This window comes from Pseudorhodoplanes sp., from assembly GCA_032027085.1.
Lineage (GTDB): Bacteria > Pseudomonadota > Alphaproteobacteria > Rhizobiales > Xanthobacteraceae > Pseudorhodoplanes.
Map to the genome: position 1 here is coordinate 1,805,190 of JAVSMS010000001.1, position 17,636 is coordinate 1,822,825.

A 17,636-nucleotide genomic window follows, 5' to 3' on the forward strand; every position below is an offset into this window, starting at 1 on the left:
CTCTGGGTCTCTCCGTCACCTCGAGGTGCCTGCGCAAAGCGCAAGCCTCGAAGGGACGACGTTCTAGGAATTCAGAAGATGCGAGCCGTCCTCCTTCGAGGCTCCTCCCCGGCTTTCGCCGGGTCGCATCTCAGGATGACAGAGAAAGGACCGAGTAGCCATTCACGCGTCGTTATGCGGCTTGCTTGCGGCCGAAACATTGCGCCGCAGCTCCACGCGATCGCGCGCGGAAATGCCGAGCAGATCGGACGCGCGCCAGACGATGTTGTCCTCGAACTCGTTCATGCGGCCATCGGCAAAGACGATCTGCCACATCATCTCGACCACGCGGCGGCGGCCCCCCTCGTCGAGCGAGCGATTGAGCAGGCTGGTGAAGGAATAGAGATCCACGGCCTCGCGGTCGGCGGCGGTCGCAGCTTCGATCAGTTCCGCGGTCGCATCGTCGTCAAGCGCGAATTCGAGCTGCAGCATATTGCGCAGGCGTTCGCGCTCCCGCGGCGAAATCTCGCCGTCAACCAGACTGATATGAATCAGAAGCGCCGCCGCGGCGAGCCGGTAATCGCCGTCATCGAAGCGGCTTGCGGGCTTTTGTCCCGAGCCCACCTCGCCAAGAAATTCCTTCAGAAGATCGAGCATCTGCCTGTCCTGCCAAGTCCCCGGAATTTGGGGAGCGCGCGCGGCGATGTAAAGCCAAATGCGGCCGGGACCAAGCAGCAGCCGCATTACCTTTTGGCAATCATTCGGCCGGCAGTTCCGGGAGGATCACTGCGCGGCCTGTTTCTCGGCGAGACTCTGATCCAGCAAATCGAGATTGTTGCGGATATAGGGGTTGCCCGGGTCCTTGGCCTGTGCCTGCAGGAGGGTCGCGCGCGCTTTCCGGCGGTCGCCACGCAGCAGATAGGAATAGCCCTGGTTGTTCAGGATTTCCGGCGTCGGACCTGCGAGCCGGATCGCCTGGGCATAGGCGCGGTCGGCGAGATCGAAGCGGCGCAGCTTATCGTAGCTCGCGGCGAGCCCGATCCAGGCTTCCAGACTTTTCGGCCCCTTCTCGACGGCCCGGCGGAAATGCTGCTCGGCGAGGCCGAAGCTGTTCTGGCGATAGTGTTTCTTGCCGAGACTGAGATCGTCGTTGGGGTCTTCGCCGGTCAAGCCAGTGGAGGCCGGGGCCAAAGCCGGCGCCGGCTGCCCGATCGAGCCGGTCACCTCCCCCTCGCCTGCCGCGGTCGGGCTGTTGGGGGTTGTTTCACAGCCGGCGAGCCAGATCAGGCAGGCCGCCGTCGTCACCAAAACGCGGGGAACACGCATTCTACGCTCCGCGCGGCGAAGCAATCCCGCGAAAGCGAGCGCACGCACGCATACACACGGCCCCTACGCGGCCGCAGGCAGAGGTTATGAGATGGTGGTTAAGATTTTATCGATCCGCCCGGCGCCTGCAGCAAAATCGCTAATAGGTCCCGGTCATTACGCGGATCACGACCGGCAGCAGGATGACCACGAACAGGACTGGAAAGATGCAGACCATCATCGGCAGGGAGAGCTTGGCCGGCAGGGAATAGGCCTTCTCTTCCGCGGTCGACAGCCGCTGGTGACGCATATCGTCGGAATAGATGCGCAGCGCCTCGGTGATGCTGGAGCCAAGCTCCTCGGACTGCGCGATCAAGGTCGCGAAGGATCGCGCTTCGTCCAGGCCGAGACGGTCGGACAAATGTTCCAGCGCGTCAGTCATCTGCCGGCCGGCGCGGATTTCAAGATTGGTCATGTGAATATTGGCGGCGAGCGAGGGATAGGTGTCGCACAATTCGCGGCCCACACGATCAAGCGAGGCCTCCATGCTCAACCCGGCATCGGCGCAGACGACAAGCAGGTCAAGAAAATCGGGAAAGCCGACGCGGTGCTCCTGCTTGCGCCGCGCGATGCGGCGGTCGAGATAGAGGCTCGGCCCGAGATAGCCGGCAAGTCCTGCGCCGCCCACGATCAGCCAGTAGACGGATCCCTTGTCGGCCGGCACCAGCATCATCGCGGCTGCGGCAAGCCCGACGGCCAGACCCGTGCGCGCCAGAAAGAAATAGGCCACGCCGCGCGGATCATAGAAGCCGGCCACCACAAGGCGCTTGCGCAGCACCTTCATGTCTTTCGAATCCGACTCCCCGTAATGCTTCTGCGCATAATCGATGACGCGCTGTGCGACCCGCGAATCCTGCAGCGAGCGGCGCCCAGCACTGCCGCCGGCATCCAGGCTGATTCCGGCGGCGCGGCGCTTCATTGATCCGTGCAGGCGCAGCGAGACCATGACCGCAAATGCGAGCATGGCAGCCGCCATGAAGATCAAGAGCGTCAGCATCGTTGACGCGGCATCGCCGAACATGTCGAAAGCGGTATTCATCGCTCAGATCTTGAAATTGACCATACGGTACATGATGAGGATGCCGACCATCATCCACGAGACCGCGAGACCCAAAGCAATCTTGGTGGCGTCGAAATGCCAGACGCTGCGGTAGAAGTCGGGTGCGATGAGATTGATGATCAGAAAAATGCCAATCGGCAATGACGCGAGGATCATCGCCGACGCGCGACCTTCAGCGGCCAGTGCCTTGACCTTGCGCCGCATCTTGAAGCGCAGGCGGATCACCGCCGACAGATTTTCGAGAATCTCGCTCAGATTGCCGCCGGTTGAGCCCTGGATGGCAACCGCGGTGACGAATAAGGGCAGATCTTCCTGTCCGACGCGGAAATAGAGATTGCGCATCGCGGTTTCGAGATCGGCGCCATAGGCCACCTCGTCCGAGACAATTCCGAACTCGCTGCCGACCGGATCGGGCATTTCGCGACCGACCATCGAAATCGCGATCGGCACCGGATGGCCAGCGCGCAGAGAACGGACGATGATGTCGACGGCGTCGGGAAACTGGGCTCCGAATTTCTTGCGCCTTCGTCCGCGCAGGACCCGCAGCCACAGAAGCGGTCCGAGCGTGCAGCAGAACAGCGCAATTCCTGCCGCGTAAAGAATGTCACCGTGGACCAGCATCACGCCGGTGAAGGCGAGCGCGGCGAATATAGCGACATAAACGCAAAGTCGGCCGACACCGACCGACAGGCCCGACTGCAGGATCAGGCGGTTCAGCATCTGCAACGGCAGGCGCAGATCGCCGTCGCTGGTCAATCCACGCTCGCGGCGAAGCTGCACCAGCACGCTTTCGCGGTTGGCCTGATCTTTCATCAGATCGAGCCGCCGGTTGATGCGCTTGCGATAGGAGGCATTGGAAAAGAACAACAGATAGATCGCCTCGACGAACAGGATCACCGAGAGCGCCGCGAAGGCATAGAACACATACTGGCTGTCGATGTTGAACGACATGGTGCTCACAGCGGCTGGCTGGGATCGAAATAGCTGCCGGGAATCTTGATGCCCTTGGCCAGAAGATCGTTGAGAAAGCGCGGACGCACGCCGGTGGCCTGGAAATGGCCCTGCACGGTGCCGTCCTCGGCAGTGCCAGTGCGCACGTATTTGTAGATTTCCTGCATCTGCAGGATGTCGCCTTCCATGCCGGTGATCTCGGCAATGCTGGTGACGCGGCGTTTGCCGTCGGACAGACGCTGCAGTTGCACGATGACGCGAATGGCGGAGGCGATCTGGCCGCGGGTCGACGCGATCGTCATCGGCAGGCCGGCCATGCCGATCATCTGCTCGAGACGCGAAATGGCATCGCGCGGATTGTTGGCGTGAATGGTGGCCATCGAACCTTCATGGCCGGTATTCATCGCCTGCAGCATGTCGAAGGCTTCCTCGCCGCGGCACTCACCGAGGATGATGCGGTCGGGGCGCATGCGCAGCGCGTTCTTGACCAATTCGCGCTGGCGGATTTCACCCTTGCCTTCGGTGTTGGGCGGGCGCGTCTCCATGCGGCCGACATGCGGCTGCTGCAATTGCAGCTCGGCGGCGTCTTCGATGGTGAGCAGGCGCTCCTTCTCGGAGATGAAGGCCGAGAGCGCATTCAGCATCGTGGTCTTGCCGGAGCCGGTGCCGCCGGAAATGATCAGGGTGACGCGTGCTTTCACCGCGGCGGCCAGCAGCTCCGCCATCTGCGGCCGGATCGCGCCGATCTCGATCAGCTTGTTCAGGCTGAACGGCTTCTTGGAGAATTTACGGATCGAGACCAGCGGCCCGTCGACCGCGATCGGACGCACGGCGACGTTCACGCGGCTGCCGTCAAGCAAACGGGCATCGCACATGGGATGCGATTCATCGACGCGGCGGCCGACAGCGGACACGATCTTGTTGACGATGCGAATCAGATGCTGCTCGTCCTTGAAGCGCACCTGCGTGGGTTCCAGCATGCCGCCGCGCTCGACATAAACGCATTCGTGCCCGTTAATGAGGATGTCGCTGATGGTCGGGTCTTTCAACAGTGGCTCGATCGGACCGAGGCCGGTCATCTCGTCGATGATCTCGGAGACAAAGTCGTTCAGCTCTTGCGTGTTCAGCGCCAGCCGTTCATTGACCACATACTGGCCGACCAGCTTCTGCACATGCGCCCGCATGTCCGCCTCGGGCAGCTTTTCCAGCGCCTGCAGATTGATCTCTTCGATCAGCCGGCGGTGCAGCCGCACCTTGGCATCGAGCAGCTTGTCGGTAAGCAGCGGATTGGAGGCCGCCACTGGAAGATCGGGTGCGGGCTCGGCCTGCAGGATCAGTTGCGACGGCGCGTCAACCTCCGGAAGCGCCTGCCAGGAGGGCTCGTCGGCCGCCGGCGCAAGAGGATCAGCGGCGTCCTGTACGCGCTCAGCCGGCGCGCCGCGCATCGCCGAGAAGCGTCCGGCCATGGATTGAAAGCGACTCATGCGACCTGCCCTGTCACCGCGCCGCTGAGACGTTGAGAGGCTTGGGCCGCGCATCCGCCGCCGCCGGCGTCGCCCTGGCGGATTGCGCGAACAAGAGCTTCTTCAATTCGCGCGATATCTTGTTGCCGGGTTTGATTTCGTCGAGCGGCACGCCACGATCGATCGCCTCGCGCACCAGACGGTAGATGTTCGGGATCGCGGCGGTGAAATTCTGACCCAGAGCCTGTTCGATATCGTTCTTCTTGACGCCGGGCACGAACAGCCGCTCCTCAAAGCGGTTGACGATCACCTGTGGTTGCGGCCCATCCGGCATGCGCTCGCGGATCGCGCCGACCAGCTTGCGCGTGTATTTCAGGCTCGGCACCGTCATCTCGCTGACAATGTACAGCCGGTTGGAGCCAAGCAGCACGCTGTCGGTCCAGGAGAACCAGGTGCGCGGCATGTCGATGACGACATTCTCGAAATTCGACGCGACGAGATCGAGCAACCGCGTGACGAGGTCCGGATCAAACGAACGCATCTCCGCCGGCCTGTTGGGCGCCGCGATCACGGCAAGGCCGGAGGCGTGATAGTTCGTCATCACTTCAAGAAGCTGGCGGTCGAGCCGCTCGGGACGCGGCTCGATTTCGGACAGATCAAGGCGTGGTTCCAGATCGAGATAATCGGCGCAGGCGCCGTGCTGGAAATTGAGGTCGACCAGGCAGGTCGAGGCGCGCCGCTTCTGGCCGCTGCTGAGTAGGATCATCGCCGACTGGATCGCCAGCGTGGTGACGCCGGCGCCGCCGACCGCGGGCAGAAAGGTGTAGATCTGGGCGTCGATCTGCTCGGAAGCGGCCGGCTTTGTCACACGCGCGCAGGTGCGTACCAGTTCGATCGGCGGGATCGGCTTCACCAGACAATCGGCAACCCGCATCTGCAGCAGCGTGCGCGCGGCATGGGCGTCGAAATTCGGCGTCACCACAATCACAGGCGGCCAGTGTCCGATACGCAGCATCAGGCGTTCCAGCGCAGCCATGTCCTCGTCGCTGCCGGTGTCGAGATCGACCAGGATCACAGTGGCGCCCTGCGGGTCGATTTTGTCTGCGGCGGAGGTGATCGTCGCCGTCAGCACATGCAATTCGATCTGCTGGCTGGCGCCGAATGTCGTGCGCACGGATTCTTCAAGGTCCGAATCCGCCGTCAGCAAGACCACGTGGGTCTTGCCGTCGTCTGTTGATGTCCGGCCGAGGCGCATGCGTAGGGCCCGTTATCTGGTTTCGCCGGCCGGCGGCGCATCCGCATATTGCGGATCGAACTGGGGCTGGGATTGCGGCTGGGTCTGAGGCTGCGCCGGCGCCGATTTGGATGCCCAGCCCGAAGGCGCGTTGGATGACGTCGATGTCGAGTTGCGGGCCGTCTGCGCTGCATTGGCGACGGTTGCCGCCGCGCGGGCATAGGCGGCCGAGCTGGTGGTGGCGTTGACCGGCGGGATCACCCGGCCTTCGCGATACCGTTCCACCGCCTGCTGCATGACCTCACCGTTGAACGCGATGTTGCGGTTGGCGCTCGCGGCCGGCCAGGGATCGACCATGTGCGTCACGCGATTTGACGCCATGGCGTCGCCTGCATTCGGCACAATGTGCTCGCGGCGATCGAAGTAGATATCGGAACAACCCGATAGCGAAACGGCGAGTACGGTCGCGGCGAGGAAAATCCGCATGTCAGTTCCTGACCGACAGGACATGGCCAACCTCCTTCACCGTGACAGTTCCGAATTGCGGCATATCCAGCATGTGCCCGGTCAACACCCGCTGGGTTCCCGCCTCCAGCTTGGCGACCCGGCGCGGAATTTCCATCTTGCCCATGAGGAAGAGGTCGGCGTCGTTCGGCGGCAGTGAGCCGTCGAGGGGCGTCTTGAGGACATCGCCAGGGCGCGCCGGCCGCACCAGGCGCGGCGTCACGATGATGGCGAGATCTGTTTCCTTCTTCTGGTACGAGCGGCTGGCGAACAATGCGCCAAGAATGGGAATGTCTCCCAGCCACGGCAATTGCTGCGCGGCGCTCTCACCCTGGCTCTGCAACAGCCCGCCGATGACAAAGCTCTGGCCGTCGCGCAATTCCACCGTCGTGGAGGCGCGGCGCACGATCAGCGGCGGCACCGAAATGCCGGCGACCTGAACAGGATTCGACATATCGAGCTGGCTGACTTCCGGCTCGATCTTCAGGTTGACGAGGCCATCCGACAGCACCGTTGGCGTGAAGGCAAGGCCGACGCCATAACGCTTGTATTCAATCGACACCGTCCCAAGCGAGCCGGGCACCGGCACGGGAAACTCGCCGCCGGCCAGGAAGCTTGCAGTGTCGCCGGAAAGCGCCACCAGATTCGGCTCGGCGAGCGAGCGCGCCATGCCTTTCTGCTCCAGCGCATTGATCAGGATATCAGCGGACAACCCATTGGCGATCAGCTTGCCGATCATGAAGCCGAACGGCGCCACGCCGGACAGCACGCCGGCGGCGACCGCGGCGGGTGTCGCAAGGTCAGCGGGCCCGACCGGCAACTTGTTCGCGTCGACACGGTTGCCGATATTTCCGAGAAACTTGCCGTTATTGGAGAAGCTGTTCCACTGCACGCCGAAATCGCGGCCGGCCTTGCGATTCACCTCGATGAAGCGCACCTCGAGCATGACCTGCTGCGGCGACATCACCGACATCGAATTGATGACTTCCGGGCCGAACTGCCCGGCCAGGGTCATCGCCTTGTCCACCGTCACCGCATCGCTGACGGCGCCCGACAGCAGCAGGCGTCCATTGACCGATGATACCTTGATCTTCTCGTGCGGGAAACGGCGCGCAATCGCGGCCGAGATCAGCGACGTGTCCTGCACAATCTCGATATCGAAAATTCCGACCAACCTCTTGTCATCCGCATAGGCTGATACGCGGGTGGTACCCGGCTTGCGACCCAGGATCGAGACTGACTTGTCGGTCAACGGCTTGACGTCCGCCACTTCAGGATCGCCGACGACGAGCTCAACGAAGCTCGCGTCAGTGCGCACATCCTCGGTCTTGCCGACAGCCACCGTCAGCAGCGCGGTCTTTTTGGCCGCATTGATCTGCACGATACGCTGCGCCATTGCGACGCCGAAACCCAGCGGAAGCGCCGGCTCCATCATCAGCACCGCCACACCGGCGGCCAGCGCGCGGAATGTCCGCGCCCGCCGCCGGCCCGTACTCCTGTCCGAATGCCGCTTCTGCGGCATGTCGCATGTGATCTTCTTCACAGCACTCTCCCCCGATGATCCTGTCCTACCGGCGCCCGTCTTCCCCCGAAGCGGATCGCCGACCGTCTGTGCCCTCCACAGGCACCTGGTATTCTTGTCTGTTTGCGCCCCGTTGAACCGAGATGTTGGTGACGCTGCCGTCCCTGGTGCGCACCATGCGCGCCGGCTTACTGAGATCGTCCAGCGTCACACGCCGCGTCAGCTCAGCGGTGTTTTCACCTGCCTTGCGCAGCAGTAGCGAAAGATTTCCGACCGTTGCGGCGAGCCACACTTTCTGTGCGGCGACCGTATCCACCTCAAGCGTCACCGCCTTGGCGACCGACGGCTTGGAACTGCGTTCGTCGGCGCTCTGGTCGACCGCCAGCACGCGCGCATTCTGCAACACGACTTCTGTCGTGGCGTTACCCTTGTCGATCTGACGCGTCAGCACGACATCGACGCGGTCTCCAGGCAGCACGAAGCCACCGACGCCCTCAACATCGTTGACGCGCACGGTGACCGCCTTCATGCCCTCGCCGACCAGCGCCGACAAAGTCGCACGCTGTCCCGGACCGGTGACCTTCAAGGCGAGAACCGGTTCGTTCGGTTCGACCGGCGACAGCACCACGCGCTTGCCGGCACCGAGCAGATCCGACACTTTCGCGAAGGCGCCGCTCGGCAGCGCGTCGGACGGCCAGGCAATTTCCTTCAGATGGTTTTGCGCGAGCTCGGTACCATATTGCAGGCGCTCGGCTGCAACCACGATGGTGCTCGTCGGCACTACGGTCTTTTTCGCTTCAAGATTTTTCAGGCGATTGGCGGCGGCGTTGTTCAGCCAGCTCTGCGCGACAAACACCGCGAGCAGGCCGAACACGACGGCAAACGCAATCATCACCAAAGTCGACTTCCGCACGACGCCCGTTCCCGATGCAAACCCGATGCAGCGCAGTTGTTACGCGCACTATTGGAGGCGGGTCGTGTTCAATTGGTGAAGCAAATACCGCTTCTGCGTCTATGCTGAAGAGAGGTTGAATCGTCGTCGTTTATGAAAAATTGCCGCGCGCGCCGAAACGCAAGCTTAACCTTGACCGCGCGCGGCGCGTGTTTGCAAAGCGCCGATAACAGGGCATTTCTGATGACGGCCGCACATGCGCGGTCACAGCCGTTACCGGAACGTCACCGTTTGCGATTCATTCAAAATAAAGCACAAAACTCACACCTGTTTGCGTGCCGCTGCGACGAGCGACGCCGTGCAGAATTCGCGCAACACAGCGAGGTCGCGCTGCGCCTCCGGATCGCCCGCCACGCCGTCGGCTATGTGGCGATAAAGATCAGCAGTGCCCCGGTAGATGCCCTGCCCGCCGGGCGTGTCGCCGGTGAACGCCGCGATCTCTTCCATCTCGGCGATCCAGCGATAGGCCTTGGGAAACATGCCCGGCACCGACCGCTGCAGGAACGACAGGAAATGCGGCTGGCTTTCGGAAAGCTCGCGCGCAAGCACCTCCGAGACGCCCGCCTGTGACGCGCCAAGGATCATGGCCGTGCCGAGCGCGGTGAAGCCTTTGGTCAGCCCGGCATAGGACATCTTCAATGCGGACGCGGCGCCGATCGGGGCATCCAGCACGCGGATCGTCAGCCCATAGGGGGACAAGGCCGCAAACTCTGTCGCGGCGTCCCCAGACGCATAGAGGGTGGTCGCCGCACGCTGATTGTCGGACGGCGGCGGACCGATGATGCCGGCATCGACAAAGCGCGCGCCTGTCGACGCCACGACATCGGCAATCCGCTGCGCCGTAGCCGGAGCCACGGCATTGCAATCGACATAAAGCGGCTTGGGCGCGGCACGCTGAAATGCCGGGCTGAAACGCTCGGCGAGACCGAGCGCGTCCTTCGGAGGGACGATGGAAAGGAAAATGTCGCAGGCCGCGAGCACGTCATCGTCTGCAGCCGTCAAGCCAGCGCGCTTCGCCCGTTCAGCGCTGGCTGCACTGCGACCCTCAAGCGAAGTCAGCACAGTCAGTCCATGCTGAACAAGTTTTCGTCCGACGCCGCCGCCCATTTCACCGGCAGCGACAACCGCAACCTGCAAGCTCATTGAATCGCTCCGCACATTCATCCCGAACAGCGGCGGGAATCCGCCGGCAAAATCAGGCCGGCACGGTCGGCCGGCGTTGCGCCTGCTCGGCCCTTTCCTTCGCCATCTTCTGCAGTGTCAGCAGATCGACCTTGCCGGAGCCAAGCATCGGAAGCTTTTCCATATAGATCACTTCCGCCGGGATCATCAGCTCCGACAGATGGCGGGCGCGCACGAGCGCGATGAGATCGCCGCGCGTGGCGTCCTTCTTCTGCGTATACAGGATCAGGCGCTCACCCTTGCGCGCATCCGGCACTGCGACGACCGCGCAGACGGCATCCGGCCATTCGTCGGCGGCCACCATCTCCACTGCGGCAAGCGAAATCATCTCGCCGCCAACCTTGGCAAAGCGCTTGGCGCGGCCGAGGATATGGATGAAGCCCTGGTCGTCGATGCGGACGATGTCGCCGGTGTCGTGCCAGCCATGTGGGGGACGCTCCAGAACCCCGGGATTCTCCGCCCGCAGATAGCCGAGCATGACGTTCGGCCCCTTCACGTGCATGCGGCCGCCCTCGTCGACGCCCTCGACCTTTTCCAGCCGCGCCTCCATGCCGGGCAGCAGGCGGCCAACGGTGCCGAACTTGTTGAACATCGGCGTGTTAAGCGCGAGCGCCGGCGCGGTTTCGGTAACGCCATAACCTTCCAGAATGCGCAGGCCGAACTTTTCCAGATAGGTGCGGCGGGTGGTTTCCTTCACCGGCTCGGCGCCGGACAGGAGATAGCGGATGGAGCGAAAATCATACGGGTTCGCCGCCCGCGCATAGCCGTTCAGGAAGGTGTCGGTGCCGAACATGATGGTGGCGTTGATGCCGTAGATCAGCTCCGGGACCGTGCGGTAATGCAGCGGCGATGGATAAAGATAGATGCGCACGCCGGAGACCAGCGGCAGGATCAGCCCGACGGTGAGGCCGAAGGAATGGAACACCGGCAAGACATTGAACACCTTGTCGGTGCGGTTGAAATCGATGCGTGCCTTGGCTTGCGCGGCGTTGGTGAGAATATTGCGGTGGGACAGGACAACACCTTTCGGCATGCCTTCCGAACCTGAGGTGAAGAGAATCGCAGCCCTGTCGTCCGGCTTGCGCGGAACAAGCGGTGCCTTATAGCCAAACAGCACCCGCAGCTTGTCGAGGATATTCACCTTCGCGCGAACGTCCTCGAGATAGACGAGCGTCACTTCCTTCTGCAATTGCTCGACCATGGGCTCAAGCCGGCCGCGTTCGATGAAGGCGCGCGACGTGAGGATGGTGGTGACGCCCGAGGCGCGGCAGCCGGCAAGAATGTTGGTCGCGCCGGCGGTGAAATTGATCATCGCCGGCACACGGCCCGCCGACATCAGCGCAAACAGGGTGACGGCAGCGCCGTTGGCATTCGGCAGCATCATGCCGATCGTCTTACCGACCTCCGCGTAGGGCATCAGCTTGCGGCCCAACAGCTTCGTGCCGCGCAGCAGCTTCTTGTAGCTGAGCTCGCCGGTGACCGGGTCTTCGGTCGCCACGCGACCAAGGCCGTTCTTCTCTGCCGCATCGATCAAAGCCTGCACGCAGGTGCGGTTGGTGTTGAACGTGCGGTAGACCATGTCCGACATGATGTCGTAGAGCGCGGCTCCCGCGGCCTGCCGGCGCTTGCGGCCCTTCAATGCGGGATCGAGATTGAGCTTGGTCGGCTCCAACACGGTGACCGTCACCTTCGGGAACCAGCGGCGGCGCACCTGTTCCTTGGTCAGACGCGTGAACGGCGTCTGCTCAAGACCGTCGATATGCACCGGCACGATGGTGGCCTCGGACTTGTCGGCGATCAGGCCGGCGCCGTCATAGACCTTCATCAGCGAGCCGGTGACGGTGATCCGTCCTTCCGGAAAGATGATCAACGTTTCACCCGATTGCACGGCATGAATCAACGTGCGGGTCGCCATCGGCTTCAGCGGATCGATCGGCAAGGCGCGGGTCATGCGCATGAACGGCTTGACCCACCATTTTTTTGCAATCGCGGTATCGACGGCGAAAATCGGATCGCGGCCCAGGAGCGACAAGGCGATGCCGGCGTCGAGGAAGCTCACATGATTGAGCGCGATGATGACGTTCGGGCTCTTGATCTTGTTGAGATTGTCGAGCCCCTTCACTTCCACGCGGAACAGGCAGCGATAGAGAATCGACAGCGCGTCGTTGAACGGCCGGGTCGGCATGGTGAAGCCGATAAGAATCGCAACGGCAAAATTCAGAACGCCAAGCCCGATAAAGAGCTGCGGCGTGGTGATGCCGTTTCCCTGCAAGGCGGCGACAATCAATGTCGCGACCGTCATAAACAAGGCATTGAGGACATTCACGCCGGCCACCACGCGGGCACGCCGGTCGGCGCCGGCCCAGGCCTGCACCGCCGCGAAAGCCGGCACGATGAACAGGCCGCCGCCGATGGCGAGGCCGGCCAGCCCGATTGCGACATTGAGGCCGCGCAGACCCGAGAAGGTCTGGAGCGGACCAACCGCGGTCTGCACAGGCGCGACGCCATAAACGGAGAAACCGACAAACAGCGCCGAAATGCCGAGCAGCACCGCGCCGAACAGGGTCGGAAGCAGAATGATGCGGCCGCTGGCGAGCCAGGCGGCAAGGCCGGAGCCGATCGCCACCGCGACCGAGAAGATTGCGAGATAGGCGGTGACTGTTTCCTCGTTGCCGCCAACGAGATTCTTGACCAGCGGCGGCAGCAGCGACAGCGCGACGATGCCGACCAGCCAAAACCAGCTTGTGACCAGCGCGCCCCACCACAGGCGGCTGTCGCTGCGCAGATGCTGGATCAGCGACCAGGTGGAGGCGGCGATGTTCTTGTTGATCTGCAGATTGGGCGCGGCTTCGCCGGTGCGCGGAATGAGCAGGCTGCAGACCCAGCACAGCAATGCGAACACCATCACAAGGCCGGAGAAGGTCGCCGGATCGCCGCCATTGGCGGCGGCGAGGCCGCCGGCGATCGTGCCGAGCAGAATGGCGATGAAAGTCGCGCCCTCGACCAGCGCGTTGCCGGCAGGCAATTCGCTGCGCTGCAGATGGTCGGGCAGGATGCCGTATTTGATCGGACCAAATAGCGCGCCGATCACGCCGAAGCCGAACAAGGCCACGAACAGCAAGACGATGGAATGCACCGTGAATCCGGCAACCGCAATTCCCGCAACCACGATTTCAACGAGCTTCAGCCGCTGCGCCACCACCGCCTTGTCGAAGCGGTCGGCCATCTCGCCGCCGAGCGCGGACAGGAAGAAATAGGGCGAGATGAACGTGGCGCCGGCGAGCGTGATCAGCATCTCGGCGGTCGAGGCGTTGTCGGCGCCGACCCGGAACAGGATCAGGAAGACCAGGGCGTTCTTCAGATAGTTGTCGTTGAACGCCGAGAAGAACTGCGTCCAGAACAGCGGCGCGAACCGCGACGACAACATCAATGGTTTGTGGGAATGCGACATGGCCCCGCGTCCTTCGCCTCAGTTGGCGCCCTCATACTGGCGCATCGCGGCGGATGCCAGTCTGGACAGTCTAGCAGCAGACCGCGCCGATCGTTACCTTTCCGGCCCGCCCGTAGAAACATTCATTATATTCAATGGCTTATATCCGCCAGGGCTCAGGCCGCTTCGCGCAACAGCGCGGTCGGCTTCTTGCTGCATTCCTCATCCACGCCGTTATGCAGGTGGTACTGGCTGAAGCCCACATGGCTCGCCGGAGAACCGGATACCGCCACCTGATAACAGAACTCGGTGCGGTGGCGCTTGGCTCCGGGGAATATCTCGTCGTATTCGACCCAGCCCCAGATCAAAAGCTTGCCCTGCAGGTCGCGCACCTGGCGCAGAATTGCCGGCTCGAGATTGATGACCGGCGACAACGCCGTCGCCTTCGGTCCCACGATCAGCGGGCGATAGGCGTCGTAGGACAGGATGCGATTGCCGAGATCGTCGAAATCGGCAAAGTCGAAATCGGCCGGCACCGAGCGCTCGAAATATTTCCAGCTGACCTGGCTGCGGCCGTTCTTTGTCGGTGTGGTCCCGGTATTTTCCCAGATCGGCTGCAAGGTGCAGGTCTGGATTTCCTCGTTGATCGGATTCTTGGTCAGGCTGACCTCGATCGCCTTCAGAAAAACATAGGGCCGCTGCGCCGACATCAGCGCCTCGTCCGCCAGAGCCGCCGATTTCTCCGAGGCCCGCGCCGACTTTTCCGACGCCCGCAAGGCGGTGCGAATCCACAGGCTCTGGAAAAATCCGAAGAGAAGCAGGAACACCGCGCAGGCGAGGAAAGCGAGGTCTGTCGCCCTTATCCCGCACACGAAATTCCGCCACCACGGTCCCTGCGGCAGCGCCGGCGCCACGCTCTGCTGCACCAGGATGACCGCAGGTTCGATCGTGTCGCGGATATTCACCGCCCGGATGACATGACCGCCGCCGGGAAGCTCGACCCGAATCTGCGGCGCCTTCACGGCCGGTTGTGCCGGCGCCGCGGCGGTACTGGCGCAAACCCGCTCGAGTCCGAAAACCGATGCGGCGAAAACCGCAACCGCGACAATTGCGGAAATGAGGAAGGCTGCCGATGCTTTCATGTGAGAAAAATGAAACTTTGCAGCGACACTGGTTTCATATCCGTCCGATGCCGCCCGGAGAAAATTAGCCGCGTGAAGGCCGAAACAAGGGCAGAGAGCGGAAATTAGAGAGCGGTATCGTGTCAGTCAAACAATTCAGACTGTTGTCGACGCCGCAGGCCGCAGCATTGTCATAAAAGCCACATGCGACGAAGCTCCTGCGGCACGAGACCAGGCAGAGGGCATGGCTGCCGTTCCGCGCTGTGAATAGCCAGCGGCCCGGCGACGGCGTATGCCGGGCGGTCCATTCGCCGGAGCCTCTGCGTGCATTCACCTTCAGCCTCCTCATGGCTCTCGGTCAGAGTGATCGGCACGCTGTGCGGCGTCGCGGCGGCACTGTGCTGGGCGGCAGGCTTCGTGGCGGCGAAGCATGGCCTGTCCATCGGGCTGACCCCGATGGATCTGGCCTTTCACCGCTTCGTCTGGTCGGGCCTTTTTCTGCTGCCGGGCCTTCTCCGACTGGGGATGGCCGATCTTGGCGGCGCCGGCTGGTCTCGCGGCCTGACCATCCTTGTCCTGGCGGGGCCGCTGCAGGCGATCACCAGCTATTCCGGGTTTACCCTTGCCCCGTTGGGACACGGGGCGGTGATTCATCCCGCTGCTGCCACGCTGGGCGGGCTGCTGCTGGCCACGCTGGTGCTGAAAGAGCCGCTCAGTCGCGCCCGGCTGTTCGGCGTCATCGCCATTGTCGGGGGGCTCGTCGTGTTCGCGGGCGAGGCCGTCACCTCGATCGGCCTGCATGCACTGGGCGGAGATTCGCTGTTCGCCTCCGCCGGCCTGATGTGGGCGGTGTTCACGCTGTGCCTGCGGCGCTGGGGCATGAACGGTATGCATGCCGCCGCCATCGTCGGGGCGCTGTCGCTGTTGATCTACGCACCGGCGCATGCGCTGATCTTCGGCTTCGGCACCATGGTTGCGGCGGGCTGGATGGAAAACCTGATCCAGCTTGCGGTGCAGGGCGTGTTCGCGGGATTGCTGGCGCTTTTCCTGTTCGCGCGTTCGGTGAGCGCGCTTGGCGCCGGCCGCGCCTCGACCTTCCCGGCATTGGTGCCCGGCCTGACCATGCTGATCGGCTTCATCGCGCTCGGCGAAATCCCGACGCCGATGCAATTGCTGGGTCTGGCGATCGTTGTGGTCGGCTTCCGCTTCGCGATGAAGCCGTGAGACCACAGCGCGGACAGTTCACCGTCAGCTTGACTTGATCAGTTGGTTCTGCAGGTTGTCCACTTTGTCTTGGGACGCTTGAGCTGGGCTTCGCTGCCCTTGATCCAGAAAGTGACGCCGTTTTTCTTGTAGCGGGCGCCGGACGCCGAGATCCGCTGCGGCAGCGTAACCGACTTGCCGTCGAGCTGCAGATAGGCGGATTTCGATTGCGGAAAGAAGGCGGCGATGAAGCGGCTGCCATCGGCGCAGGTGTAGTTGAAGAACTTCTGCGCGGAGGCGGGCAACGCGCCGAGTGCAAGAAATATCAGCGCCAAGACAATCTTCGCATTTAGCATCATCAGCTCCGTCAGGCCGCTTTTCTGCTTGCAAGAAAATCCCCCATGCGCGCGAGCGCTTTCAGAATATTCTCGGTCGAATTGGCATAGCTCAGCCGCACATAACCCTCGCCCAGCACGCCGAAATCAGGCCCGCCGATGATGGCAACGCCCGCGTCTTCCAGAAGCGCGGAGGCCAAAGGTTTCGCCTGCCAACCGGTCTTCTTGGTATTCGGGAAAGCATAGAAGGCGCCCTTCGGCGTCGCGCAGGAGACGCCCGGCAATTTGTTCAGGCGCTCGACCACGACTTTGCGCCGCTTGTCGAATTCCGCGACCATGCGGTGCACCTCGTCCTGCGGGCCGGTCAACGCAGCTAGCCCCGCATATTGCGCCGAGGCATTCACGCAGGAATGCAAATTCACCGCGAGCTTGCGCGCATAGTCGTAAAGCTTGCCCGGCCACACCGCATAGCCGAGCCGCCAGCCGGTCATCGCATAGGTCTTCGACCAACCATTGAGCAGGATCAGCCGGTCGCGGATTGATGGATAGGACAAGAGACAGATATGCGTCTCGCCATCATACGTCATCTGGTCGTAGATCTCGTCCGACATAACCGCGACATCGGGAAACTTTTCGAGCCCCGCAACCAGCTTGTCGATCTCTGCTTTCGGCGTGACGCCGCCGGTCGGATTGGCCGGCGAATTCAGAATGAGCAGCCGTGTCTGCGGCGTGATCAGCTTCAGCGTTTCGTCGGCGGAAAATGCGAAACCGTTTTCCTCGCGGATCGGCACCGGAACGGGGCGCGCACCGGTGAACTCGATCATCGAGCGATAGATCGGAAATCCCGGATCGGGATAGAGAATGTCCGCGCCCGGCTCGCCGAACATCAGGATCGACATGAACATGGTCGGCTTGCCGCCGGGCATGATCATCACGCTGTCGGGCGAGACTTCGACCTTGAACCGCTTGTGCAGGTCGCCGGCCACGGCCTCACGCAATTGCGGGATGCCGGTCGCCGGCGTGTAGCCGTGGTGGCCGTCGCGCAAAGCCTTGATCGCGGCCTCGACGATATGATCGGGCGTGCGGAAATCCGGCTGCCCGATGCCGAGATTGATGATGTCGCGACCCTGTGCCGCCAGCGCATTGGCGCGCGCCAGAACAGCAAAAGCGTTTTCCTCGCCGATACGGTCGAACGCCGCGATGGTTTTGAGCATGGTTCTTCCTTTCAGCGTTTCCCGGTCACGCAAACTGGCAGCACGCCGCCATTACCTGTCACCAAACATGGCTAATTGACCGTATCGCCAGAATGAAATCAAACCATACGGCGGAAGCGGT

At 62.7% G+C, this 17,636-nt stretch carries 15 protein-coding genes; 1 reads left to right on the top strand and 14 read right to left on the bottom strand.

What is annotated here, in order from left to right:
* Positions 1–162: 162 nt before the first annotated feature.
* From RO009_08810 to RO009_08865, 12 genes are all read right to left on the bottom strand, one after another.
* Positions 163–636: a TerB family tellurite resistance protein gene (locus tag RO009_08810; GenBank protein MDT3685129.1), complete on the bottom strand. Its 474-nt coding sequence runs from the start codon at positions 634–636 to the stop codon at positions 163–165.
* A gap of 126 nt (positions 637–762) precedes the next feature.
* Positions 763–1,305 (bottom strand): tetratricopeptide repeat protein, encoded by a 543-nt coding sequence (locus RO009_08815; protein MDT3685130.1) that lies wholly within the window; start codon positions 1,303–1,305, stop codon positions 763–765.
* A gap of 139 nt (positions 1,306–1,444) precedes the next feature.
* Positions 1,445–2,383, bottom strand: coding sequence for a type II secretion system F family protein (locus RO009_08820; protein ID MDT3685131.1), 939 nt, complete (start codon positions 2,381–2,383; stop codon positions 1,445–1,447).
* 3 nt (positions 2,384–2,386) lie between these two features.
* Complete coding sequence (locus tag RO009_08825; protein ID MDT3685132.1) at positions 2,387–3,355, bottom strand: type II secretion system F family protein; 969 nt, start codon at positions 3,353–3,355, stop codon at positions 2,387–2,389.
* Positions 3,356–3,360: 5 nt separating this feature from the next.
* Entirely contained in the window at positions 3,361–4,839 is a 1,479-nt protein-coding gene (locus tag RO009_08830) for a CpaF family protein (GenBank protein MDT3685133.1), read from the bottom strand.
* A gap of 13 nt (positions 4,840–4,852) precedes the next feature.
* Positions 4,853–6,073, bottom strand: coding sequence for a response regulator receiver protein (locus tag RO009_08835; protein MDT3685134.1), 1,221 nt, complete (start codon positions 6,071–6,073; stop codon positions 4,853–4,855).
* 12 nt (positions 6,074–6,085) lie between these two features.
* Entirely contained in the window at positions 6,086–6,538 is a 453-nt protein-coding gene (locus tag RO009_08840) for a hypothetical protein (GenBank protein MDT3685135.1), read from the bottom strand.
* A gap of 1 nt (position 6,539) precedes the next feature.
* Positions 6,540–8,099 carry a type II and III secretion system protein family protein gene (locus tag RO009_08845; GenBank protein MDT3685136.1) on the bottom strand — a complete coding sequence of 520 codons (1,560 nt, stop codon included), beginning with the start codon at positions 8,097–8,099 and terminating at the stop codon, positions 6,540–6,542.
* A 25-nt stretch (positions 8,100–8,124) separates the two neighbouring features.
* A complete protein-coding gene (gene cpaB / locus RO009_08850; GenBank protein MDT3685137.1) occupies positions 8,125–8,991 on the bottom strand; it encodes a Flp pilus assembly protein CpaB in 867 nt (288 codons plus the stop codon).
* Positions 8,992–9,291: 300 nt separating this feature from the next.
* The gene (locus RO009_08855; GenBank protein MDT3685138.1) at positions 9,292–10,173 is read right to left on the bottom strand and encodes a DUF1932 domain-containing protein; all 882 of its coding nucleotides are present in this window, start codon (positions 10,171–10,173) and stop codon (positions 9,292–9,294) included.
* A 52-nt stretch (positions 10,174–10,225) separates the two neighbouring features.
* Positions 10,226–13,663, bottom strand: coding sequence for an acyl-[ACP]--phospholipid O-acyltransferase (locus tag RO009_08860; protein MDT3685139.1), 3,438 nt, complete (start codon positions 13,661–13,663; stop codon positions 10,226–10,228).
* 155 nt (positions 13,664–13,818) lie between these two features.
* The gene (locus RO009_08865) at positions 13,819–14,784 is read right to left on the bottom strand and encodes a hypothetical protein (GenBank protein ID MDT3685140.1); all 966 of its coding nucleotides are present in this window, start codon (positions 14,782–14,784) and stop codon (positions 13,819–13,821) included.
* A 303-nt stretch (positions 14,785–15,087) separates the two neighbouring features.
* Between RO009_08865 and RO009_08870 the strand changes: the two genes are divergently transcribed.
* Positions 15,088–15,987, top strand: a complete 900-nt coding sequence (locus RO009_08870; protein ID MDT3685141.1) for a DMT family transporter — start codon at positions 15,088–15,090, stop codon at positions 15,985–15,987.
* Between the two features lie 38 nt (positions 15,988–16,025).
* On the opposite strand, the gene RO009_08875 is transcribed toward RO009_08870, so the two are convergent.
* Both RO009_08875 and RO009_08880 read right to left on the bottom strand, forming a co-directional pair.
* The gene (locus RO009_08875; GenBank protein ID MDT3685142.1) at positions 16,026–16,322 is read right to left on the bottom strand and encodes an MliC family protein; all 297 of its coding nucleotides are present in this window, start codon (positions 16,320–16,322) and stop codon (positions 16,026–16,028) included.
* 11 nt (positions 16,323–16,333) lie between these two features.
* The gene (locus tag RO009_08880) at positions 16,334–17,515 is read right to left on the bottom strand and encodes a pyridoxal phosphate-dependent aminotransferase (protein MDT3685143.1); all 1,182 of its coding nucleotides are present in this window, start codon (positions 17,513–17,515) and stop codon (positions 16,334–16,336) included.
* Positions 17,516–17,636: the final 121 nt, after the last annotated feature.